Source organism: Methylorubrum zatmanii, from assembly GCF_014845115.1.
Lineage (GTDB): Bacteria > Pseudomonadota > Alphaproteobacteria > Rhizobiales > Beijerinckiaceae > Methylobacterium > Methylobacterium zatmanii.
Genome location: NZ_NKUI01000060.1, coordinates 1 through 21,910 on the forward strand (window position 1 = coordinate 1; position 21,910 = coordinate 21,910).

Genomic DNA, 21,910 nt, shown 5'->3' on the forward strand with positions numbered 1-21,910 from the left:
GGGCTGGGCAAGGCGCGGGGCAAGCTCGGGGAACGGTGCGAGGCACGGGCTCGCCCCTCGCCCTCAGTCTCCCCGCGCGACGGCGGTGGCGGATCCGTCCAGGCCCGGTGCTGGCTTCCGCTCTGCCGCGCACCCCGAAAACCCCTCCCCGGAGGGGGAGGGGGATCTGCTGGCGTCTTCGGTGCGGCCGTGCCGGAGCATCAGCCCTCGGCCACGATCTTGTCGATGGTGATCGGCAGGTGGCGGATGCGCTTGCCGGTGGCGTGGAAGACCGCGTTCGAGATCGCGGCGGCGACGCCGACGATGCCGATCTCGCCGAGGCCCTTCACGCCGAGGGGGTTCGCCTTGTCCTCCTCGTCGACGAAGATCACGTCGATGTCGGGGATGTCGGCGTGAACCGGCACGTGATACTCGCCGAGATTGTGGTTCATGAACCGGCCGATGCGGTGGTCGAGCATCGATTCCTCGTGCAGGGCCGAGCCGATCCCCATGACGATGCCGCCGAGGATCTGGCTGCGGGCCGTCTTGAGATTGATGATCTTGCCCGCCGCGATGGCCGAGACCACGCGGGTGCAGCGCACGACACCGAGTTCCTCGTCGATCTTCACCTCCGCGAAGATCGCCGAATGGGTGTAGGCGTTGTACTGCTCGCCGAAATCCTTGTCCGGGGCGGCCTCGCCGGTGGCTTCGAGCTTCTCGGTCCGGGACGCTTTCAGCACATCGGTCAGGGCGATGCTCTTGCTGGGATCGCCCGTCACCTCGATCCGGCCGTTCGAGAAGACCACGCGCTCGAAATCGACATTGGCGAGCGGTGAGTTCTCCAAGCCGCGCGCCAGCTTGAACGCCTGCTCGGCGATGTCGCGGCAAGCCTTCATCACGGCGGTGCCGGAGGAGGCGGCCGTCCATGAGCCGCCGGCCACCGGCGCCTGGGCGAGCTTGGTGTCGCCGAGCTTGGTCGTGACGTGGTCCAGCGGCAGGCCCAGCGTGTCGGCGGCGATCTGCGTCAGGATGGTGTAGGTGCCGGTGCCGAGGTCGCCGGTCTGGTTGCCGATCTCGAGCCGTCCGTCGGCGGTGAGGACCGCCTGGGCGCTCGATTGCATCATCATCGATTCCCAGATGCCGGTCGCCATGCCCCAGCCGACCAGTTCGCGGCCCTCCCGCATGGAGCGCGGCTGCGGATCGCGCCGGCTCCAGCCGAAGCGTTCGGCACCCTGGCGGAAGCAATCCTTCAGCGCCTTCGAGCCGAACGGCTTGTCCTCGGTCTGGTCGTGGTCGGTGTAGTTCTTCAGGCGCAGTTCGATCGGATCCTGGCCTGTGGCGTAGGCCAGTTCGTCCATCGCCGTCTCGATGGCGTAGACACCGGTCACCGCACCCGGCGCGCGCATGTCGCCGGGGGTCGGCGTATCGATCTTGGTCAGACTGTAATTCAGCGCGACGTTGTCGCACTCGTAGAGGACGCCCGACCAGTTGACGACGACCTCCTGGTAATCCTCGTAGGTCGAGGTGCCCTGCACCGCATCGTGCTTGAGCGCGGTGAGCTTGCCGCTTCGCTCGGCGCCGAGGGCGACGGTCTGGATCGCTTCCGAGCGGTAGGTGAAGGACCACATCTGGTCGCGGGTCAGCGTCACCCGCACCGAGCGGCCGAGGTCACGCGCCGCCAGCATCGCCAGGAACAGCTGGTATTGCGGGCGAAGCCCCGAGCCGAAGCCGCCGCCGAGATAGGGGTTCAACACCCGCACCTGTTCCGGCTTCAGGCCGAAGGCGCCGCCGATATATTGGTGGGTGTTCGTGACACCCTGGATCTTGTCGTAGACGGTGTAGGTGCCGTCCTTCTCCACGACGACGGTGGAGGCGTGCGGCTCCATCGGATTGTGGTGCTCGTCGGCCATCCGGTACTGGGCGCTTACACGGATCTCCGCGGCATCGAACGCCTTGGATGCGTCGCCCCACGGCTCCGGCGGCGGCTTGATGCCTTCTCGCTTCATCGGCGGATCGTAGGAATCGTCCGTCCGCGCGGCGATGTCGGTCTGAGGCGCCGTCACCTCGTAATCGACCCGCACCAGTGAGGCGGCGTAGCGCGCGGTCTCGAAATCCTCCGCGACCACGAGGGCGACCGGCTGGCCGGAGAACACGATCCGGTCGGAGGCCAGAGCCTGGAACGGCGCGCCGGGGGGCGCCACCGCGTCCTGGTAATCCTCCGGCTTGTCGGAGGTGGCCGGGCGGTTCTCGTGGGTGATCACCTTGATCACGCCGGGCACCGCTTCCGCGGCGGCGGCGTCGATGCCCTTGATGCGGCCCTTGGCGATGGCGCTCGACACGACCACGCCGTAGGCGAGGTCGGGGGCGGCGAACTCGCCGGCATATTTGGCGAGGCCCGTGACCTTGGCCGGGCCGTCGACGCGGCTGATGGCGCTGCCGACGAACCGGTCGCGCCCGGCCGCCGTGCTGATCTGAACGGTCATGGCAGGTTCCTACTGGATGCGCTTGTCGGACTGGGACTGGGGCGTGCCGGCGGCGGCCTGTTCGAGGCCGCGGACGATGGCGCGGCGCGCCAGCTCGATCTTGAAGCCGTTGGTCGATTGCGGCTTGGCCTCCCGCAGGATCAGGTCGGCCGCCGCCTCGAAGGTCTTGCGCGTGGCGGTCTGGCCCTGGAGCAGGGCTTCGGCCTCGCCGTTGCGCCAGGGCTTGTGCGCGACGCCGCCGAGGGCGAGGCGGGCGGTGCGGATGGTCTGGCCGTCGAGTTCGAGGGCGGCGGCCACCGAGACCAGGGCGAAGGCGTAGGAGAGCCGGTCGCGCAGCTTCAGGTAGGTGTAGTGCGTGGTGAAGGTTTGGGCCGGCAGGTCGATGGCGACGATGATCTCGCCGGGCGCGAGATTGGTGTCCCTGGACGGCTCGTCGCCGGGCAGACGGTGAAACTCGGCGAAGGGAATCGCGCGGTCGCCCTGCGGCCCGCTCACCTGCACCGTCGCCTCCAGCGCGGCCAGGGCCACGCACATGTCGGACGGGTGGGTGGCGATGCATTGATCGCTCGCCCCGAGGATGGCGTGGATGCGGTTCACGCCGCCGATGGCCGAGCAGCCGGTGCCGGGCTCGCGCTTGTTGCAGGGCGTGGCCGTATCGTAGAAGTAGTAACAGCGGGTGCGCTGCAATAGGTTGCCGCCGGTCGAGGCGGCGTTGCGCAGCTGCGCCGAAGCGCCGGCCAGGATCGCACTCGACAGGAGCGGGTAGCGCTCCTTGATCCGCGCATCGTAGGCCAGGGCTGCATTGGTCACCAGCGCACCGATGCGAAGGCCGCCGTCGCTCTCCTCGATCTCGCCGAGGGGCAGCCGGGTGATGTCGATCAGCTTGCCGGGCTTCTCGACGTCGTACTTCATCAGGTCGATGAGGTTGGTGCCGCCAGCGATGAAGCGGGCTGCCGGATCGGCGCCGAGGGCCTGCACCGCCTCCGCCACCGTGCCGGGGCGGACGTAATCGAAGCGGTTCATCGGGCGTCTCCCTGGTGCATCACCTCTTCGATGGCATCGACGATATTGGTGTAGGCGCCGCAGCGGCAGATGTTGCCGCTCATCGCCTCCCGGATCTCGTCGCGGGTCTTGGCATGGCCCTCGTTCATCAGGCCGACCGAGGAGCACAGCTGGCCCGGCGTGCAGTAGCCGCACTGGAAGGCGTCGTGCTCGACGAAGGCTTCCTGGATCGGGTGGAGGCTGTTCTTGCCTTCGCGCTGACCGAGGCCGGCGAGCCCTTCGACCGTGGTGATCTCGGCGCCGTCCTTCATCACGGCCAGGGTTAGGCAGGAATTGATGCGCGTGCCGTTCACCAGAACGGTGCAGGCGCCGCACTGGCCGTGGTCGCAGCCCTTCTTCGTGCCGGTGAGATCCAGGCGCTCGCGCAGGAGGTCGAGCAGGGTGGTCCAGGGCGCCACCTGAAGCTCACGCCGCTCGCCGTTGATGGTGAGCGTAATCCCGATTGTCCCGACCGCGCCGGGCGAACCGCTGTCGATGAGCATGGTTGAATCCGCGATGAGGCGCAGCCCTACCGGAGAAAACGCGGGACGGGCGGTCGCGCGTCGGATCCGGACAGGGTGTCGCGTCTGGGAAGGGCGCAGGCTCGCGGCCCGCGCCGGGTTGTGTCGATAACTGTTCCAAGGTGGCCCTGTTCCGCTCCGGGCTGGGGATGCGGCCCTCCGGGGCTTCGCGGCGCATTCGGGGTTACGCCGAGGGGGAAGCTCGGCTAACGCTCATCGCCCGCTGCTTTCGAGGAGCCGCCATGGCCGACGCACTCGACCCCGTCCTCAACGACATCGACCGCGATCTGGACAACGCCCTGGAGCGGCTGTTCGCGTGGCTGCGCATCCCCTCGATCTCGACCGACCCGGCCTATGCTGGCCATTGCCGCGAGGCGGCGCAGTGGCTCGAAGGAAACCTGACCGCGCTCGGATTCGAGACCAGCGTGGAGGAGACCTCGCTGCATCCGGTGGTGCTGGCGCATCGCCCCAAGCCGGGCGCGCCGCACGTGCTGTTCTACGGCCATTACGATGTGCAGCCGGTCGATCCGCTGAACCTGTGGCGCACCTCGCCGTTCGATCCGCGGATCGAGGAGGCCGACGGCACGAAGAGAATCGTCGCCCGCGGCGCCTCCGACGACAAGGGTCAGGTGATGACCTTCGTCGAGGCCTGCCGGGCGCATCTCGCCATGAACGGCGACTTGCCGGTCGGCGTCACCATCCTGATCGAGGGGGCGGAGGAGAACGGCTCGCAGGGACTGCCGGAATGGGTCGAGGCCAACCGCGCGCGGCTGAAGGCCGATGTCGCGCTCGTCTGCGACACCGGCATGTGGGACCGGCAGACGCCGCAGATCACCACCTCGCTCAGGGGCCTCGCCTATTACGAGATCAAGGTGACCTGCGCCGACCGCGACCTGCATTCCGGCTTCTTCGGCGGGGCGGCGGCGAACCCGATTCACGTGCTGTCGCGGATCATCGCCGACCTGCACGATGCCGAGGGCCGGGTGACGCTGCCGGGCTTCTACGACGGCGTGCGCGAGCCGCCGCCGGAACTGCTGGAGCAGTGGCGGTCGCTCGGCCTCACGGCGGAAAAATTCCTCGGTCCCATCGGCCTGAAACAGCCGGCGGGCGAGCGCGGGCGCCTGCCGATCGAGCTGATCCAGTCGCGCCCGGCCTGCGACGTCAACGGCATCATCGGCGGTTACACGGGCGAGGGGACGAAGACCGTCATCGCCTCTCAGGCCTCCGCGAAGGTTTCGTTCCGGCTCGTGGACGATCAGGACCCGGAGCAGCTCTCGAAGACCTTCGAGGCCTTCGTGCGCGAGCGCGTGCCCGCCGACTGTTCGGTGGAGGTGATCTGCTACAAGGGCTCGCGCGCGGTGGCGCTGCCCTACGACATGCCGCAGCTCGAGGCGGCGCAGGGGGCGCTTTCGGCGGAATGGGGCCGCGAGGCGGTGGCCGTCGGCGCGGGCGGCTCGATCCCGATCGTCGGCGACTTCAAGCGCATCCTCGGCCTCGATACCCTGCTGATCGGCTTCGGCCTCGACGATGACCGCATCCACTCGCCCAACGAGAAGTACGAGCTGACGAGCTTCCACAAGGGCACGCGCTCCTGGGCGCGCATCCTGTCCGCCCTCGCTGCGGCGTGAGAGTGGGTCGCGTGACGCCGCTGTCTCCCATCCATTCCCCTCATCCTGAGGGGGCCGCTTCGCGGTACCTCAGGATCAGGGCGCGGGTGGATGACCGGGGAGCGGGCTCGCTCACCGGACGCGGCGCATGAGCACCGTCCCGGTCCCCGGCCAGCTCATCGCCTGCGCCGCGAAGGCCAGCCTCCTGCGCTTTCCCCTGCCGCCGTCGCTGCCGATCCCCCTGGGCGTGGCGGTGCCGGAGGAGGTGCGGCTCGTGACCTGGGCCTTTGCCGGGCTTGGGGCGCTCTCCGCCGAAGGCGATGCCGGTTCGGCCAAAGACAGGGCGACGGAGCCAGGGCTGCGAGCCGGAGCGGTGGGACCGGTCTGCCTGCTGGCGCTCGCCGCCGGGCGGCCGCTGGCCGACGAGACACTCACCGTCGCCACGCATTTCCGCGACATCGCGGTGCGCCTCGAACCAACCTCGGCGGAAGCCCTGAGCGCGACCGAGCGCGACCTGCTGGCGCGGGCGCTGCTCTCCGCCGGTGCGACGGCGCTGGCGTCGCTCGGGGATCTGTTCGGGCTCGTCGAAGCGGCGGTCGCCGCGCTGCCGGTGCCCGAGGATGCGCCCGACCTCGCGGGGGAGGAGGGCGGTTGGACGCTGCGCGGCGGCGCGATCCCGCACGGCCTTCTGTTCCGGACCAGCTCCGGCTGGGGCTGCGCCCGGGTGGTGTCGTCGCGGCTGGGCTTTGCCGGCGGCCCGCGCCAGCATCTCGCCGTCGCACCGCTCTGGGGCGCCGCGCCCGAGGGGCGGCCCGACCGCGCTATCGCGCTTCACGCCCACGGCTTCACGCCGCTTGCGACGAGAGCCGCCTGATGCAGCCCAAAGGCGCGGACAAGCCCGCGATCCTCGTGCTCGCGCCGATGCCGTCGGCGCCCGCCAGCGCCGGCAACCGCCGCCGCCTCGTCGCCACCTGCGAGGCGCTGACCCGCGGCGGCTTCGCCATCGACCTCGCCTATTACGCCCACGAGGATCAGATCTATCGCCGCTTCGGCCAGCACCCGCCGACCGATGGCGCGGCGATGGAGGCGGCGTTCCGCAACGTCTTCCTGATCGAAGCCCGGAGCGTGATTCCGCTCAAGACCCGGTCGAACGCCTTCGGCATCGACGAATGGTGCCCGGACGAGGTCGGGGATTTCATCGCGTGGTATGTTTCGGAGTTCCCCGCGACCGGCGCCGTGCTGGTGAACTACGTCTTCCTGTCCCGCGTCCTGGAGCGGGTGCCGCCGGGCGTGCTGACGCTGATCGACACCCATGACCGGTTCGCCGGCCGCCAGACCCAGTACCGGCCGTTCCGCGCCGAGCCGAACTTCTTCTACACCGACGCGGCCGGAGAGGCGGCGGGGCTCGCCCGGGCCGATGTCGTGCTGGCGATCCAGGCGGCGGAGGCCCGTGCCTTCCGCGAACTGACCGACAGCCGCGTCCTGCTGCTGCCGCCGCATTTCCCGGAGAGGAAGCCGTTCGCGGTGTCGGAGCGGGTCGCGCGCATCGGCTTTCTCGGCCACGGCAACGATCCGAACCTGTTCTCCATCGGCCGCTTCATCCGCAGCTGGCGCGAGGGCTGGACGCCGGACCGGCCGGAACTGGTCATCGCCGGAGAGATCTGCCGCTCGCTGCCGGGGGTGGAGGGGCCGGGGCTGCGCCTGCTCGGCTATCTCGACCGGCTCGAGGATTTCTATGCCCAGGCCGATCTCGTCGTGGCGCCGATGCTGATGGGGTCCGGGCTCAAGATGAAGGTCGGCGAGGCCTTGTCCTTCGGCCGCCCGGTCATCGGCACCGAGATCGGCCTCGAAGGCTTCGAGCCGGTCGAGCCCGCCCATCGCTGCCGGGATGCGGACGGCGTGAAGCAGGCGGTGCTGACGGTGGCCGGCGACCCGGAGGCGCTGGCCCGGCTGACGCGGGCGAGCGCGGCGCTCTACGCCCGCTACGCGGAGACGGCGCTGGCGGCGGAGGCGGAGCTGATCGCCCTGTTGCGGGCAGGAATGGGCGGCTCGGGAAGGGGGACGGCGGTGCCTTCCGCGCCGGACCCGTCCCGGGCACCTTCCCATGAGGGGGAAAAGACGACCGTCTCACGAGGCGGCGGCCTCGTCCTCACCTGCGAGATCTCCGCCCGCTCCCTGATCGCCGCCGATCCCGATCACGGCGTGCTGGTGGCGACCGAGCGGCGTGCCGGCCAGAGCCGCGCGGAGGTCTATACCCCGCTGCGCCGCCGCTGGTTCGCCCGCGCCGAGGCCGGTGGCGAGGGGAGCCCGCCGGATCTCGGCGCCCTCGATGTCGCGCTCTCCCCGGAATGGGTACGTGACAGGACGCTCCCACCTGCGGCCCGCGCGGCCCTGGCCCGTGCCTTCGCGCGGATCGAGGCGGATTGGGAGACGGAGGGGCGGATCGTCGGATGCGCGGGCGAGCGCATCGAGATCGTCACCCTGCTGCCCGGCGTGCTGGCGAGCGGATCGCATCCGGCCGCCGCCTTCCTCCTGGCCGGGGAGCACGTTCACGAGTTGCGGCTGGAACGGGTGACGCCACTGCAGCGCCGGCAGATCGAGACCTACGACAACCGGACCGGGCGGCTGCCCGCCCCGGTTCCGGTGAGCCTGAGCCTGCGCGGCGCCGCCGCGCTCCCGCCGACCGGCGGCCACCTCCTGTTCCTCACCGATGACGGCATCGGCCGGATCGCCCTGCCGGAGGAAGCGTCCGCCGCATGAGCGCGTCACCCCCCATCCCCCTGCTCGACACCGTCGATCCCGGTATCGGCCGCCGCGCCGCCCTGGCCGAGGCGGCGCTGATCTGGGAATCGCTCTTCCGCAACGGTGTCCGCTTCGCCTTCGCCCCCTTGGCGGAGCCGGAGGTGTCCATCGTCATCGTCGCCCGCGATGCCCGCCACCTCCTGGCGCTCACGCTCTACCGGCTCTGCGCCGGCCAGGCGCTCGCCGGCACCCCCTTCGAGGTCATCCTCGTCGACAACGCCTCCACGCCGGAGACCCGCGCCCTCTATGGCCGGCTCGACGGGGTGACGCTGATCGAGAACGAGGCGAATACCGGCTTCGGCCCCGCCTGCAATGCCGGGGCGGCGCGGGCGCGGGGGCGCTTCGTCCTGTTCCTCAACCCCGATGTCGACCTGCTGCCCGGCGCGCTGGCGGCCATGGTGGCCACCTTCCGCGATCATGACGGCGCCGGCATCGTCGGCGCCCGCCTCGTCTTCCCCGGCGGCTTTCTGCAGGAATCCGGCGCCGGCTTCCGCGACGACGCCCAGCTCACCCATCCATACGGACGCGGTAACGCCGACCCGCTCGCCCCCGAATACGCGGTGACCCGCGATGTCGGCTACGTCTCGGGCGCCGTGCTGATGATCGAGCGGACGCTGTTCGAGGCGCTCGGCGGGTTCGACCCGCTGTTCGCGCCGGCCTATTTCGAGGACACCGACCTCTGTCTGCGCTGCCATCAGGCCGGGCGGCGGGTGATCGTGCAGCCGCGCGCCACCGCGATCCATTACGAGAACGCCACCAGCGCCCGCCGCGAGGACGTGGAGGCCCTGCTCGACCGCAACCGCGCCCGCTTCCTCGACCGGCACAGGGCGGCCCTGTTCGAGCAGGGACCGCAGCCGAAGGGCGGTGGCCTGATCGATCACGATCCCTGGCGGCTGCGGGTGCTCTACGTCGATGACCGGGTGCCGCATCTCGATCTCGGCGCCGGCCTGCCGCGGGCCAACGCCATCCTCAACGCCATGGCGGGGCTCGGCTACGCCGTCACCTTCTTCCCGAACTACGAGGCCGATGCGGAGGAATCGCAGCGCTACCGCGACCTCGATGAGCGCATCGAGATCGTCCATGCCAGCGGCGACGAGGGGTTTTCGCGCCTGATTCAGGAGCGACGCGACCGTTACGACGTGCTCTGGGTCAGCCGGCCGCACAACATCCTGTTCGTGACCCAGGCCCTCAACGCCGCCGGGCTCGATCCCCGCAGCTTCGTCCGCTCGAAGGTGATCTTCGACTCCGAGGCCCTGTTCGCCCTGCGCGACTTCGTGACCGAGGCCGCGACCCGGGGCAGCGCCGTCGCCGCCGACCTCGCTTGGCAGGCGGAGCGCGAGACGCGTCTGTTCGGCCTCGCCGACGCGGTGGTCTGCGTCTCTCACGCCGAGGCGCGGGTGCTCGCCCGCTACCGCGCCTGCAACGCCGCCGTGCTCGGCCACGCCCTCAGCCTGCCGGAGGCGCCGACGCCGGATTTCGCCGAACGCGCCGGCTTCGTCTTCGTCGGCGCGCTCGCCCGCGAAGGGCAGCCCAATGTCGATTCCCTCGATTGGTTCTTCGCGCATGTCTGGCCGATGGTGCGGGCGCGGCTGCCGGATGCGACCCTCACGATCGTCGGCGGGATCGCGCCGGAGATCCGCGCGCGCTACGCCCGCGAGCCCGGCGTGACCGTCACCGGCCGGGTGCCCCGGACCGAGCCCCCACTCGACGCCGCGCGGGTGTTCCTGGCGCCGACCCGCTTCGCCGCCGGCATCCCGCACAAGGTCCACGAGGCGGTGGCGCGGGGGCTGCCCTGCGTCGTCACGCCGATCCTGGCCGATCAGGTCGGCTGGGCCGAGGGTGAAGGTTTCCTGGTGCGGGACTGGCGCGATCCCGACGCCTTCGCCGAGGCCCTCGTCACCCTGCATGAGGATGCCGCCCGGTGGGAGGCGGTGCGGAGCGGCGGCCTCGCCAGGATCGCCGAGGATTGCGACGCCGCCGCCTTCTCCGCCGCGATCCGGCGACTCTGTGAGGCGCAGGTGGTCGCATGAGCGCGCAATCCCCCCTGGCGCGCATCGTCGGCCTCGCCACCGGCCTGCTGCGCCGCGCCGTGATCGGCCGCGTGCCGAAACTGTTCGACGCCGCCTATTACCGGGAGCGCAATCCCGGCGTGGCGCGCAGCGGCCTCGATCCGTTCCTGCATTACGCGTGGATCGGTGCCCGCAGGGACCGCAACCCGAACGCGGATTTCGACACCGCCTTCTATCGCCGCCAGAGCGGCCGGACGCGACTCGATCCCCTGCGCCACTATCTGCAGATCGGCGCGGCGCAGGGCCTCGATCCGAGCCCGGCCTTCAGCACCAGCCTCTACCTCGCCCGCTATCCCGACGTGGTGGCGGCCGGCATCAACCCGCTCCTGCACTTCCGCAACGATGGCCGCACCGAGGGCCGGGAGGCCGCGCCTTCGCCGATCGAGCCGGACCGCCTGCGCGCCCTCGACGGTGTGGCGGAGGATCACATCCTCACCCTGCCCGAGGCGGAGGGCGGGCGCTTCGTCCTGACCCTCTTGCGGCACGGCCCCCTCGACCCGCAGGCCAGCTTCGCGCCCCGTCTGTGCCTGCAGCTCTGCCTCGACGGCGTCGAGTACGATGCCCTGCTCGATGCCGTCCGCGCCTTCGAGGCCGGTGGACAGGAGGCGGTGGCTTTGGAGATCGACACGGGCGCCGGACCGCATCCGCCGATGCCGACCCAGCTCCTCGCCTTCGAGCGCTGCTTCCTCACCCGCTCGGGCGACGGCCGGCTCTTGAGCCTGCGCTACGCCGAATTGCGGGTGTGGGATCTGCGCCTGAAGCGGCCGGGCGTGGCGGCCCTGTTCCCAGGCGGCATCCTCTCCGCCCGGTCGCTGGCGAAGGGGGAGGGATGGCCGGCCCTCTGATCGGCTCCGTCATGGGAAACCGGCCGGGCGGTTTGCGTTTCCGGGATGGAGACGGAGCAGGATAGCCGCCATGACCACCGACGACCGGCAGAAGCGCGAGGAGCGCCCCGACTCGACCGGGCCGAATGCCCGGCCACGCGACGACACCATCGCACAGACCGGCGAGGGCATTCCCGACGATAGCGGCCGGCCCGTCCAGGTCGATGAGGCGGAGGCCGAGCGGATCGAGGAGACGATCCGCAAACTCTGACGCGCCCTCGCCTCGGCGCTGGAGCCGTGCTCTATCTCCGGTATCGGCTGAGCGGCGGCGCGCCGGGCCGGTTGAGGAGAGGACCCGCATGGCGCTCTACCGCTTGGGCGAGACGGAACCGCAGATCGCCGATCCGGCCGGCATCTGGATCGCGCCGGATGCGCGGGTGATCGGCCGCGTCCTGATCGGGTGCGAGGCGAGCGTCTGGTTCGGCGCGGTGATCCGGGGCGACAACGAACCGATCACCATCGGCAACCGCACCAACATCCAGGACGGTGCGGTGCTCCACTCCGATCCGGGCTTTCCGCTGACGATCGGGGAGGATGTCACCGTCGGCCACCGTGCCATCGTCCATGGCTGCACCATCGGAGCGGCCTCGCTGGTCGGCATGGGGGCCACCATCCTCAACGGAGCCCGGATCGGGCGCGGCTGCATCGTCGGGGCGAATGCGCTGGTGCGGGAAGGCGCCGAATTCCCGGACGGAAGCCTCATCGTCGGAGTGCCGGCACGGGTGGCCTCCACCCGCGGCAGCGAACTCGAAGCCCCCAACCGGGCCTTGGCCGCCCATTACGTCGCCAATGCCCGGCGCTTCAGGAGCGATCTCACGGAAATCGGCTGATCCCGCCGAGGGCGGCCCCTGCCGTCCCGGAGGGGGCGAGCAGATGCCGCGTGAGGCGGTGCCTTGCACCCGCCGCCGGGATCGGAGAAGGACACGGCCCACCGCATCGATGCCCCCGCCCACCACGACCGAGGCCTGCCCGTGAAGAGCGTGAACCTGCTGATCGCCGAGGAACTCGGTGTGCGGGAGGGGCAGGTGGCCGCCGCCGTGGATCTGCTCGATGGCGGCTACACGGTTCCCTTCATCGCCCGCTACCGCAAGGAGGCCACCGGCTCCCTCGACGACGCGCAGCTGCGCAGCCTGGAGGAGCGCCTCGGTTATCTCCGCGACCTGCGCGACCGCCGCGCCGTCGTCCTCGACAGCATCCGCGCCCAGGGCAAGCTGACCCCGGAGCTGGCCGCCGCCATCGCCGCCGCCGACACCAAGGCGCGGCTGGAGGATATCTATCTCCCGTTCCGGCCCAAGCGCCGCAGCAAGGCGCAGACCGCCCGCGAGGCCGGCCTCGCGCCCCTGGCCGAGACCCTGCTCGCCCGGCCCGAAACGGCCCCCGAGCGGGCGGCGCAGGCTTTCGTCGATCCGGCCAAGGGCATCGAGACCGTCGAGGCGGCCCTGGAGGGCGCCAAGGCGATCCTGATCGAACGGTTCGCCGAGGATGCCGACCTGATCGGCCGCCTGCGCGAGGATGTCTGGCGCACCGGCGAGGCCGTCTCGAAGCTGCGCAAGGGCAAGGAGGCGGCGGGCCAGAAGTTTTCGGATTATTTCGACTGGCGCGAGCGCCTGGAGCGGATGCCCTCGCACCGGGTGCTGGCGCTGTTCCGCGGCGAGAAGGAGGAGGTGCTCGACATCGCCTTGACCGCCGAGGGCGAGGAGTCTCCGCCCGGCGTGCCGGGTCCGTTCGAGCTCGCGATCTGCCGCCGCTTCGGCGTCGCCGCCAGGGGCCGGCCGGCGGATGCGTGGCTGCTCGATGTCGTCCGCACCGCCTGGCGCACCAAGATCCGCACCGGCATCAAGGCCGATCTGCGCGCCCGCCTGTTCGAGCGGGCGGAGGAGGCGGCGGTCAAGGTGTTCGCCGGCAACCTCAGGGATCTGCTGCTCGCCGCCCCCGCCGGCGGCCGGGCGACGCTCGGCCTCGATCCCGGCTACCGCAACGGCGTGAAGGCGGCGGTGGTGGACCGCACCGGCAAGGTGGTGGCGGTGGAGACCACCTATCCGCACGAGCCGCAGCGTCGCTGGAAGGAGGCCGTGGCCTCCCTGTCCCGGCTCTGCCGCCAGCACGGTGTCGAATTGATCGCCATCGGCAACGGCACCGCCTCCCGCGAGACCGACCGGCTCGCCACCGAGATCCTCGCGGCCGTTCCCGAGCTGAAGATGGCCAAGGTCACGGTGTCGGAGGCCGGTGCCTCGGTCTACTCGGCCTCGGCGATCGCCACCCGCGAATTGCCGGATCTCGACGTGTCGCATCGTGGCGCCGTCTCCATCGCCCGGCGTCTGCAGGACCCGCTGGCGGAACTCGTGAAGATCGATCCGAAATCCATCGGCGTCGGCCAGTATCAGCACGACGTGACCGAACAGAAGCTGTCGCGCTCGCTCTCGGCGGTGGTGGAGGATGCGGTGAACGCCGTCGGCGTCGATGTGAACACGGCCTCAGGCCCGCTGCTCGCCCAGGTCTCGGGCCTCGGCGAGTCGGTCGCCGAGAAGATCGTGGCCCATCGCGACGCCAACGGCCCGTTCCGCACCCGCGCCGCCCTGAAGAAGGTGCCGGGCTTGGGCCCCAAGACCTTCGAGCTGGCGGCGGGCTTCCTGCGCATCCCCGACGGCGAGGATCCGCTCGACCGTTCCGGCGTCCACCCGGAAGCCTATCCGGTGGTGCGGCGCATCCTCGAGGCGACCAAGAGCGACATCCGCCTCCTGATCGGCAACACGGCCGCGCTGCGGCAGCTCTCCCCGGCCGCCTTCGCCGACGACCGTTTCGGTGTGCCCACCGTGCGCGACATCATCGCCGAGCTGGAGAAGCCGGGGCGCGATCCGCGGCCCGCCTTCAAGACCGCGAGCTTCCAGGAAGGCGTCGAGAAGATCACCGATCTCAAGCCCGGCCTGCAGCTGGAGGGCGTGGTCACCAATGTCGCGGCCTTTGGCGCCTTCGTCGATATCGGCGTGCATCAGGACGGCCTCGTCCACATCTCGGCGATGGCGCGCAAGCGGATCGCTTCGCCCTCCGAGGTGGTGAAGACCGGCGACGTGGTGCGGGTGCTGGTCCTCGCCGTCGATGTGCCGCGCAAGCGGATCTCGCTGTCGATGCGCCTCGACGATCCCATCGACGGGACCCCCGCATCGGCTCCGCGCCCGGGCGGCCCGCGTGAAGGGGCACGGCCGCCGCGTCCGGCCCCGGCGGCCCAGCCTCAGGGCGCGCTCGCGGACGCGTTCCGGCGGGCCGGTGCCCCGCTGCCCAAGCGGTCATGACGGGGCTGTGAGGGACGCCGTCATAGACGATGCGAGGTCCGGGCGGCCCAAAGGCAACACCCGTGCGGGCGGATCAGCGGCAATGCTCCAGGCGGAGCGGCCGGCTGAATGACAGGACGCGGCCCTTCTCGTGGCGGGGAGGCTCCGGCACCGATGCTCGGGGCGCCGCCTGCCGTCTTGCGCTGAAGCTGACGATTTCGAACCGGGGATCGGAGCTGCCGGTAGCCGGTTCGGCTTGCATGGGGGCGGCCTGGATGGACGTTGTGCCGTCCAAGCTCCATCCCTTGAAGCCCGCCAGAAGAATATAATCCTGAATTGTGATCAGGTCGGCATCGACCAGTGCCAGAGCCTCCTCACGGGTCTCGATGAGATCTGGATTCAAGGTTCGCTCCGTAGCTTGAAAAGCAACTTAGAGGAAAATTTGCACCGGAGCAAAGCGTCTGTGTCGCACGCCGCGCCATCGGACGCATCGCATGGGTCGAGAATGAAGATTGGAACAGATTTAGGGTTTGAGGCAGAAAAACGCTTGCATATTGATCCGATGCCGGAGAGTAGAGCATCCACGGCAAGGTCTGAAACATATCGAATGTTTCATTTCTGGCTGCAAAAAGAATTTCAGTTATGACTATAATGGATAGTCGGGTGGTTGCTCCCGCGCCGGATCGCTGCTTCGCCCTGCCCGAGGCGGCCTGGAGCAGCGTCGCTCCCGTCCGGCGGTGGTCGCCGTCACGGAGCGTCACCCTCAGATTCGCCGCTTTTTCCGGTTTCCTCCCGGTCACGACTGCGGGTGCAACCTGCTGCCGCAAAACCTGGCGCAAAAACCTGGCCGACCGGATCGTCGGCGGCGCGAGGTGGCGGGCCGGCCCGCATCATCCGCCGGTGGAGCTTATCGAACCGTGATCCGCTTCGAGAACGTCACCAAGATCTATTCTACCTATGGGCGGCGGCGGACCATCCTCGACCGGGTGAACTTCACCCTGAAGCCCGGCATCAGCTACGGCATCATGGGGATCAACGGTGCCGGCAAATCGACGACCATGAAGTTGATCGCCGGCGTCGAGGAGCCGACCCGGGGGCGGATCTTCCGCGGCCTGCGCGTGTCCTGGCCGCTCGGCTTCGCGGGCGGCTTCAACGCCAAGATGACGGGCCGGGACAACGTCATCTTCGTCGCCCGCATCTACGGCGAGGATCCGCGCCGCGTGCTCGAATTCGTCGAGGATTTCTCCGAACTCGGCAGTTACCTGAACATGCCGGTCAACACCTATTCCTCGGGCATGGGCTCCCGACTCGCCTTCGGCATGAGCATGGCGATCCCGTTCGACTGCTACCTCATCGACGAGACCCTGTCGGTCGGCGATGCGCGCTTCCAGAAGCGCTGTGCGGACCTCTTCAACAAGCGCCGTGAGACGGCCGACGTGATCCTGATCTCTCACAGCATGGAACAGATCCGCGAGTATTGCAGCCAGGCGATCATCCTCATCAACGGTCAGGCCGTGGTCTACGACGACGTCAACGACGCCATCACGGCCTATCGGCGCCTGAACAGCTGAGCGGCCATCGTCGATTCCGCTACATGGCTCGGACACGCTTTCGCCGCGGGGACGGGCCAGAGACGACATCGTGCGCTTCGCTGCCGCCCGCGGCGGAACGGGGCGGACCGTGAGGCGCAGGCGAGCACTGGGACCATGAGCACCGAAATCAGCAGCCCTTCCGGCGCACAGCTCACGACCGCCGACCGCTCCACCGCCGTCGCGGAATCGCTCAAGCGGTTTGCCCGCATCGCGCGCCAGTCCGACCACAAGAAGGGCATCCGCGCCTACCAGACGCATGTCCGGCGCGATCCCTGGATTCCCGTCCTCTTCCTGCTCATCTTCGCCCTGCCGACGCTGATCACGGCGGGCTATTTCTACCTCATCGCCTCCGATCGCTTCGTCACCGAGGCCCGCTTCGCCATCCGCCCGGCGCTCGGCAATGTCGACAAGGTCCAGAGCGAAGAGACGGGCAACAACAGCTCCCTGTCGAAGCAGATGATCGCGCAGGACACGCTGATCACCACGAGCTACATCGCCAGCCGGCAGATGATCGAAACCATAGAGCGGCAGATGCCGCTCCGGGACATGTTCTCCCGCGACAGCATCGACATCTTCTCTCGGACCGGGCGGGACGAGCCGATCGAGCTGTTCATGCGCTACTGGCACAAGCGCGTGACCACGACGGTCGATAGCAACGGCGGCATCGTGCTGCTCAAGGTCAGCGCCTTCGATCCGCAGGAATCCTACAATCTCGCCCGCGCGATCCTGACGGAGAGCGAGCGCATGGTGAACGAGCTCAGCCTCAAGGCGCGCAACGCCGCTCTCTCCGAGAGCACCGACGAGCTCAAGAACGCCGAGCAGCGCTTGCTCAGCACGCAGCGCGCCATGCGTGATCTGCGGAACCGGGCCGGGGTGCTGGACGCGCAATCGGCCAACAAGAACAATCTCACGGTCATCGCGGAGCTGCGCAAGAAGCGCATCGACCTCTCCGTCCAGCTCAATCAGAGCCTGCGCGACCTCGCCCCCGAGCGGCGGCAGATCCAGGACTTGAAGGCGCAGATCCAGGATCTCGACGACAATATCGAGAAGATCGAGCGGCAGATGACCAGCACCGATCCGGAGCAGCGCCGCCTGCTGTCGGAGGCGATGACGGAATTCGAGGCGCTGGAAGCTCAGCGCAAGAACGCGCTGCTGTATTACAACAAGGTGCTGGCGGCGAGCGAGCAGGCCCGCATCGTCGCCAACCGCCAGATCGAGTTCTTCACCCCCGTGGTCGAGCCGGTGGTTCCCGTCTCGGCCATCGAGCCGCGCCGCCATCTCATCACCAGCATCGTCGCGCTGGTGGCGATGGCCGTGTTCGGCTTGAGCGTGCTGATCCGGAAATACCTGTACAGCTGACCGGGCCGACGGCCTTCCGGCGCATCGGCGTCAGGATCAGGCGATCTCCCCCGGCGGACGGCGTGTCGGAGCCGGCGCGGTCGGATCGGCCGGTGTCCCCGGCTCCGGCGTCAGGGCCGGGTCGAGTTCGGGGCCGGGCGTCGCGGTCGCGTGGGCCCCTCCCGCCGTGCCGCCGGTCCAGCCCTGGGCGCGCCAGCCTTCTGCCCGCTCGTCGAGGTCGATCGCTCCGCCGCGTTGCATCAGCGCGATGACGCGGTCGGCGATCTCGCCATCGGCCTGAACCGTGACCAGCGTCCCGCCGCGCCGCACACCCTCCGCATAGGTCTCCGCATCGGCCCCGCTCAGGCCGGTGCCGGTCAGGGCTCCGATCAGCCCGCCGGTGGCGGCGCCGACACCGGCCCCGGAGAGGGCGGCGACGAGCCAGCCGGCCGCCACCACCGGGCCCGCTCCTGGGATGGCGAGCAGGCCGAGGCCGGCGAGCAGACCCGCCCCGCCCCCGAGCACCGTGCCCACCGTGGCGCCGGCGCCCGCGCCGTCGGCGGCCGGATTCCCGTGCGCCGACGCGTGCGTGCCGCCGGGATCCTGCCCGGCCGTCCCGGCCGCGCCGGGCTCATGCCTGGAGACGATCCCGATCTGCGTCTGGGGTACGCCTTCGGCCTCGATGCGGTCCACGACGCGGGCGGCATCCTCCTGGCTGTCGAACAGGGCGGTGACGGCGCGTGCTGCCATGGTCGTTCCTCTCGCTCTTCGTGCCGGCCCGCCCGAAGGTCCGTTCGTCCCGTTCGTCGAAGCGGGCGGAGCGTGGCCGAATGCCCCCTCGCGGGGGCGGCGCGGATCGTGGATCCGCTTTGCTGTCCAAGCCCCCTTCGCCTGCTCAGGTTCCTCTCCGACGTTAACGTCTCGCTAACCCTGCACCCGGCAAATCCTGCCGGGTGCGGTCGTTCGAGCGGGCGCGCACGACGATTCCTCCGGGGGGTGGGTGGCGATGAGCGAGACGGCCAGGGCCGTGCCGGCGGGCACCGGCGGGTTCGGCGGCCTGTCTGCCCTGCGCCTGCCGGACCGGGCGAGCCTTCAGGCTCTGTCCAAGCGCTCCGACCTGTTCTTCGCCGCGGCGGTGATGAGCATCCTCGCGGTGCTGATCTTCCCGCTGCCGGCGGTCCTGCTCGACCTCCTGCTCGCCGTCTCGATCATCATGTCCGTGCTGATCATGATGACGGGCCTGTTCATCGACAACCCGCTCGAATTCACCGTCTTCCCGACCCTGCTGCTCATCGCGACCATGCTGCGGCTGGCGCTGAACCTCGCCTCGACGCGCCTCATCCTCGGGCACGGTCACGAGGGCACGGCGGCGGCCGGCCACGTCATCGAGGCCTTCGGGCATTTCGTGATGGGCGGGAATTTCGTGATCGGGATCATCGTGTTCGCGATCCTGATCATCGTGAACTTCGTCGTCATCACCAAGGGTTCGGGCCGCATCGCCGAGGTCGCCGCCCGCTTCACCCTCGACGCCATGCCCGGCAAGCAGATGGCGATCGATGCCGACCTCTCCGCCGGGCTGATCGACGAGAAGGCGGCCAAGGCCCGGCGCGCGGCCCTGGAGGAGGAATCCTCGTTCTTCGGCGCCATGGACGGTGCCTCGAAATTCGTGCGCGGCGACGCGGTGGCCGCGCTCCTCATCACCGGCATCAACGTGGTGGGCGGCATCATCATCGGCGTCGCCCAGCAGGGCCTCGGCTTTGCGGAAGCCGCCAAGACCTACACCCTGCTCACCATCGGCGACGGGCTGGCCTCCCAGGTGCCGGCCCTGATCGTCTCGACGGCGGCCGGCATCCTCGTCTCGAAGGCCGGCGTGAAGGGCGCGGCCGACAAGGCGCTCGGCAAGCAGATGGCGAACTATCCCAAGGCGCTCGGCATGTCGGCCGGCGTCATGGTGCTGATCGCGCTCCTGCCCGGCATGCCGATGCTGCCCTTCCTGGCGCTCGGCGGCGCCTCCGGCTACGCGGCTTGGCGCATCGCCAAGACCCAGCGCGACAATCCTCCGCCCGCGGCGGACGGCACGCCGGGCGCTCCCGCCGCCCCCGGCGCGGCTCCGGCGGAGGAGACCGTCACGGATCTCCTCAAGCTCGACGACCTCAAGCTGGAGATGGGCTACGCCCTGCTGGCCCTGGTCAACGGCGAGGGCCAGGACCGGCTCACGGATCAGATCAAGGCCCTGCGCCGCCAGCTCGCGGCGGAACTCGGCATCGTCATGCCCTCGGTGCGCATCCTCGACAACGTGAGCCTGGAGGCCAACACCTACGTGGTGCGGGTGAAGGAGATCGAGGCCGGCACCGGACAGGTCTTCCCCGGCCAGTTCATGGCGATGGACCCGATGGGCGGTCAGGTGCAGCTGCCCGGCCAGCATCTGTTGGAGCCGACCTTCGGCCTGCCCGCCACCTGGGTCGATGCCTCGCTGCGCGATCAGGCCCAGCTCAAGGGCTACACCGTGGTCGATGCGGCCACCGTGATCTCGACCCACCTGACCGAGGTGATCAAGGCGCATGTCTCCGAGCTTCTGAACCATGTCGAGGTGCAGAAGCTGCTGCGCGAGCTGCCGAAGGAGCATACCGAGCTGCTCAAGGAGGTGGTGCCCGCGCAGATCGCCACCACCGGAATCCAGCGGGTGCTGCAATTGCTGCTTGCCGAGCGGGTCTCGGTGCGCGATCTCGGCTCCATCGTCGAGGGCATCGCCGAGGTCGCCGGCCATGTGAAGAACCCACGCGACATCGTCGAGCATGTCCGTGCCCGCCTCGGCCGCCAGATCTGCGCGCAATATCAGGGGCCGGACGGGACGCTGCCGATCATCACCCTGTCCCCGGCTTGGGAGCAGGCCTTCCTCGAATCGATCGTCGGCGAGCGCGAGGAGCGCTACCTCGCCATGCAGCCCTCGAAGCTCACCGAATTCGTCAACACCGTGCGCGACCGCTTCGAGCAGGCCGCGCGCCTGGGTGAGATGCCGGTGCTCGTGACCTCGGTCCAGGCCCGCCCCTTCGTCCGCTCGATCATCGAGCGCTTCCGCCGCGAGACGCCGGTGATGAGCCAGGCCGAGATCCACCCCCGCGCGCGGCTGCGGACGGTTGGATCGGTGTAGCGGGGCGAAAAGAAAGTCCTGAGCGGGCCGGATCGACTGCGAGGCTTTTTATCTTTTTTAATGGCGGAAAGGTCACATCGTGCCGCCGCCTCTCACCGATGGCGATGACGGGCGCGAGGGTCCTGCCGTGCTCCGCTTCGACATTCCGAGAAAGCTCTATGCCCTGGTGGCTCTCGCGGCTCTGAGCCTGCTGACGATCTCCACCGTCGCCCTGACCTATCAGTACGATGCGATGTACACGCAGCGCGTGAACCGCCTCTCGCTGATGACGGAAGCGGCGGTCAACCTGATCGACCGTTACCGCCGCCTCGCCGAGAAGGGCGAGATGCCGGAAGCCTCGGCCCGCGCCGCAGCCTATGCCGATGTCGCGGCGATGCGGCACGGGAAGGACGGCTACGTCTTCGTCTACGACCGCGCCGTCACCGTGGTCGCTCATGCGGACCAGACGCTGCTCGGGCGCGATTTCAGCGGCCTCAAGGACACGACCGGCTTCGCTTTCATCGCGGACGTGCTGCCCCGCGCCGTCCGCGACGGCATGGCCTCGGTCGTCTATACGTGGAAGCGTACCCCCGACGCGGAGGCGACGGCCAAGCTCGGCGTCTTCCGCTTCTACGCGCCGTGGGGGCTCTACGTCGCGACCGGTGTTCATCTCGACGACCTGAGGGCCGCGCTGTGGGAGCAGATCCTGCGCCTCGGCGTGATCGCCCTCGGCATCCTCCTGGTTCTCGCCGCGGTCTCCTGGGCCATCATCCGCTCGATCGTGCGCCCGATGAACGCCCTGCGCGGGACGATGGGCGCGCTCGCGACCGGCCGCACCGACATCGCCCTCCCCGAAACGGCGCGGCAGGATGAGGTCGGCGCCATGGCGCGCGCGGTGGCGGTCTTCCGCGACAACGCCATCGAGCGGGCGCGACTGCAGCAGATCCAGGAGGCCGACCAGGCGATGAAGGTGCGGCGGGCCGAGCGGCTCAGCGACCTGATCCAGGGCTTCGAGGGCATGATTACGGGAATCGTGAGCACCATCGGCGGCGCGGCGGCACAGCTCCAGTCCACGGCCCAGAGCCTTGCCGGCACTGCGAACCAGACCGCGAGCCAATCGACCGCCGTCGCGGCGGCGGCCGAGCAGGCGACCTCGAACGTCAACACCGTGGCTGCGGCCGCCGCCGCGACGGCG

General features: G+C 69.6%; 17 protein-coding genes. 12 read left to right on the plus strand and 5 right to left on the minus strand.

Going from position 1 to position 21,910, the window contains the following annotated elements; genetic code table 11:
* Positions 1-200: 200 nt before the first annotated feature.
* Genes MZTS_RS08325 through MZTS_RS08335 form a run of 3 tightly spaced genes read right to left on the minus strand, consistent with a single transcriptional unit; the run spans position 201 to position 4,006 of the window.
* Positions 201-2,462: a xanthine dehydrogenase family protein molybdopterin-binding subunit gene (locus MZTS_RS08325; protein WP_192283169.1), complete on the minus strand. Its 2,262-nt coding sequence runs from the start codon at positions 2,460-2,462 to the stop codon at positions 201-203.
* A gap of 9 nt (positions 2,463-2,471) precedes the next feature.
* Positions 2,472-3,485: an FAD binding domain-containing protein gene (locus MZTS_RS08330; protein ID WP_192283171.1), complete on the minus strand. Its 1,014-nt coding sequence runs from the start codon at positions 3,483-3,485 to the stop codon at positions 2,472-2,474.
* Positions 3,482-4,006, minus strand: coding sequence for a (2Fe-2S)-binding protein (locus tag MZTS_RS08335; RefSeq protein ID WP_192283173.1), 525 nt, complete (start codon positions 4,004-4,006; stop codon positions 3,482-3,484). Before MZTS_RS08335 ends, MZTS_RS08330 begins: the two co-directional genes overlap by 4 nt.
* A 260-nt stretch (positions 4,007-4,266) precedes the next feature.
* Between MZTS_RS08335 and MZTS_RS08340 the strand changes: the two genes are divergently transcribed.
* From MZTS_RS08340 to MZTS_RS08375, 8 genes are all read left to right on the plus strand, one after another.
* Positions 4,267-5,652, plus strand: coding sequence for a M20/M25/M40 family metallo-hydrolase (locus tag MZTS_RS08340; RefSeq protein WP_192283175.1), 1,386 nt, complete (start codon positions 4,267-4,269; stop codon positions 5,650-5,652).
* A 127-nt stretch (positions 5,653-5,779) separates the two neighbouring features.
* Positions 5,780-6,505 (plus strand): hypothetical protein, encoded by a 726-nt coding sequence (locus MZTS_RS08345; protein ID WP_192283177.1) that lies wholly within the window; start codon positions 5,780-5,782, stop codon positions 6,503-6,505.
* Positions 6,505-8,391: a glycosyltransferase gene (locus tag MZTS_RS08350; RefSeq protein ID WP_192283178.1), complete on the plus strand. Its 1,887-nt coding sequence runs from the start codon at positions 6,505-6,507 to the stop codon at positions 8,389-8,391. Before MZTS_RS08345 ends, MZTS_RS08350 begins: the two co-directional genes overlap by 1 nt.
* Positions 8,388-10,463, plus strand: coding sequence for a glycosyltransferase (locus MZTS_RS08355; RefSeq protein WP_192283179.1), 2,076 nt, complete (start codon positions 8,388-8,390; stop codon positions 10,461-10,463). Before MZTS_RS08350 ends, MZTS_RS08355 begins: the two co-directional genes overlap by 4 nt.
* Positions 10,460-11,347 (plus strand): hypothetical protein, encoded by an 888-nt coding sequence (locus tag MZTS_RS08360; RefSeq protein WP_192283180.1) that lies wholly within the window; start codon positions 10,460-10,462, stop codon positions 11,345-11,347. The genes MZTS_RS08355 and MZTS_RS08360 overlap by 4 nt, the downstream gene beginning before the upstream one ends.
* A gap of 70 nt (positions 11,348-11,417) precedes the next feature.
* Positions 11,418-11,597 carry a hypothetical protein gene (locus MZTS_RS08365; RefSeq protein WP_009861323.1) on the plus strand — a complete coding sequence of 60 codons (180 nt, stop codon included), beginning with the start codon at positions 11,418-11,420 and terminating at the stop codon, positions 11,595-11,597.
* A gap of 88 nt (positions 11,598-11,685) precedes the next feature.
* Positions 11,686-12,216 (plus strand): gamma carbonic anhydrase family protein, encoded by a 531-nt coding sequence (locus MZTS_RS08370; protein WP_192283181.1) that lies wholly within the window; start codon positions 11,686-11,688, stop codon positions 12,214-12,216.
* 141 nt (positions 12,217-12,357) lie between these two features.
* Positions 12,358-14,676, plus strand: a complete 2,319-nt coding sequence (locus MZTS_RS08375) for a Tex-like N-terminal domain-containing protein (RefSeq protein WP_192283189.1) — start codon at positions 12,358-12,360, stop codon at positions 14,674-14,676.
* 73 nt (positions 14,677-14,749) lie between these two features.
* Here MZTS_RS08375 and MZTS_RS08380 read toward each other — a convergent pair whose 3' ends face one another.
* Positions 14,750-15,058 (minus strand): hypothetical protein, encoded by a 309-nt coding sequence (locus tag MZTS_RS08380; protein ID WP_009862196.1) that lies wholly within the window; start codon positions 15,056-15,058, stop codon positions 14,750-14,752.
* A 514-nt stretch (positions 15,059-15,572) separates the two neighbouring features.
* Between MZTS_RS08380 and MZTS_RS08385 the strand changes: the two genes are divergently transcribed.
* Both MZTS_RS08385 and MZTS_RS08390 read left to right on the plus strand, forming a co-directional pair.
* The gene (locus tag MZTS_RS08385) at positions 15,573-16,226 is read left to right on the plus strand and encodes an ATP-binding cassette domain-containing protein (protein WP_192283182.1); all 654 of its coding nucleotides are present in this window, start codon (positions 15,573-15,575) and stop codon (positions 16,224-16,226) included.
* Positions 16,227-16,361: 135 nt separating this feature from the next.
* Positions 16,362-17,606 carry a KpsE/RkpR family capsule polysaccharide export protein gene (locus MZTS_RS08390; RefSeq protein WP_192283183.1) on the plus strand — a complete coding sequence of 415 codons (1,245 nt, stop codon included), beginning with the start codon at positions 16,362-16,364 and terminating at the stop codon, positions 17,604-17,606.
* Between the two features lie 36 nt (positions 17,607-17,642).
* On the opposite strand, the gene MZTS_RS08395 is transcribed toward MZTS_RS08390, so the two are convergent.
* Complete coding sequence (locus MZTS_RS08395; RefSeq protein ID WP_192283185.1) at positions 17,643-18,335, minus strand: hypothetical protein; 693 nt, start codon at positions 18,333-18,335, stop codon at positions 17,643-17,645.
* A 256-nt stretch (positions 18,336-18,591) separates the two neighbouring features.
* On the opposite strand from MZTS_RS08395, the gene flhA reads away from it, so the two are divergent.
* Both flhA and MZTS_RS08405 read left to right on the plus strand, forming a co-directional pair.
* Positions 18,592-20,736, plus strand: a complete 2,145-nt coding sequence (gene flhA / locus MZTS_RS08400) for a flagellar biosynthesis protein FlhA (RefSeq protein WP_192283187.1) — start codon at positions 18,592-18,594, stop codon at positions 20,734-20,736.
* Positions 20,737-20,815: 79 nt separating this feature from the next.
* A partial coding sequence (locus tag MZTS_RS08405) for a cache domain-containing protein (protein ID WP_343068723.1) occupies positions 20,816-21,910 on the plus strand: 1,095 nt, incomplete at its 3' end.

Bases quoted from the DNA above. Each gene is read 5' to 3' on its own strand.
- MZTS_RS08365 (WP_009861323.1), top strand. From the start codon at position 11,418: ATGACCACCGACGACCGGCAGAAGCGCGAGGAGCGCCCCGACTCGACC.
- MZTS_RS08340 (WP_192283175.1), top strand. From the start codon at position 4,267: ATGGCCGACGCACTCGACCCCGTCCTCAACGACATCGACCGCGATCTG.
- MZTS_RS08345 (WP_192283177.1), top strand. From the start codon at position 5,780: ATGAGCACCGTCCCGGTCCCCGGCCAGCTCATCGCCTGCGCCGCGAAG.
- MZTS_RS08325 (WP_192283169.1), bottom strand. From the start codon at position 2,462: ATGACCGTTCAGATCAGCACGGCGGCCGGGCGCGACCGGTTCGTCGGC.
- MZTS_RS08335 (WP_192283173.1), bottom strand. From the start codon at position 4,006: ATGCTCATCGACAGCGGTTCGCCCGGCGCGGTCGGGACAATCGGGATT.
- MZTS_RS08370 (WP_192283181.1), top strand. From the start codon at position 11,686: ATGGCGCTCTACCGCTTGGGCGAGACGGAACCGCAGATCGCCGATCCG.
- MZTS_RS08395 (WP_192283185.1), bottom strand. From the start codon at position 18,335: ATGGCAGCACGCGCCGTCACCGCCCTGTTCGACAGCCAGGAGGATGCC.
- MZTS_RS08360 (WP_192283180.1), top strand. From the start codon at position 10,460: ATGAGCGCGCAATCCCCCCTGGCGCGCATCGTCGGCCTCGCCACCGGC.
- MZTS_RS08330 (WP_192283171.1), bottom strand. From the start codon at position 3,485: ATGAACCGCTTCGATTACGTCCGCCCCGGCACGGTGGCGGAGGCGGTG.
- MZTS_RS08355 (WP_192283179.1), top strand. From the start codon at position 8,388: ATGAGCGCGTCACCCCCCATCCCCCTGCTCGACACCGTCGATCCCGGT.
- MZTS_RS08390 (WP_192283183.1), top strand. From the start codon at position 16,362: ATGAGCACCGAAATCAGCAGCCCTTCCGGCGCACAGCTCACGACCGCC.
- MZTS_RS08350 (WP_192283178.1), top strand. From the start codon at position 6,505: ATGCAGCCCAAAGGCGCGGACAAGCCCGCGATCCTCGTGCTCGCGCCG.
- flhA (WP_192283187.1), top strand. From the start codon at position 18,592: ATGAGCGAGACGGCCAGGGCCGTGCCGGCGGGCACCGGCGGGTTCGGC.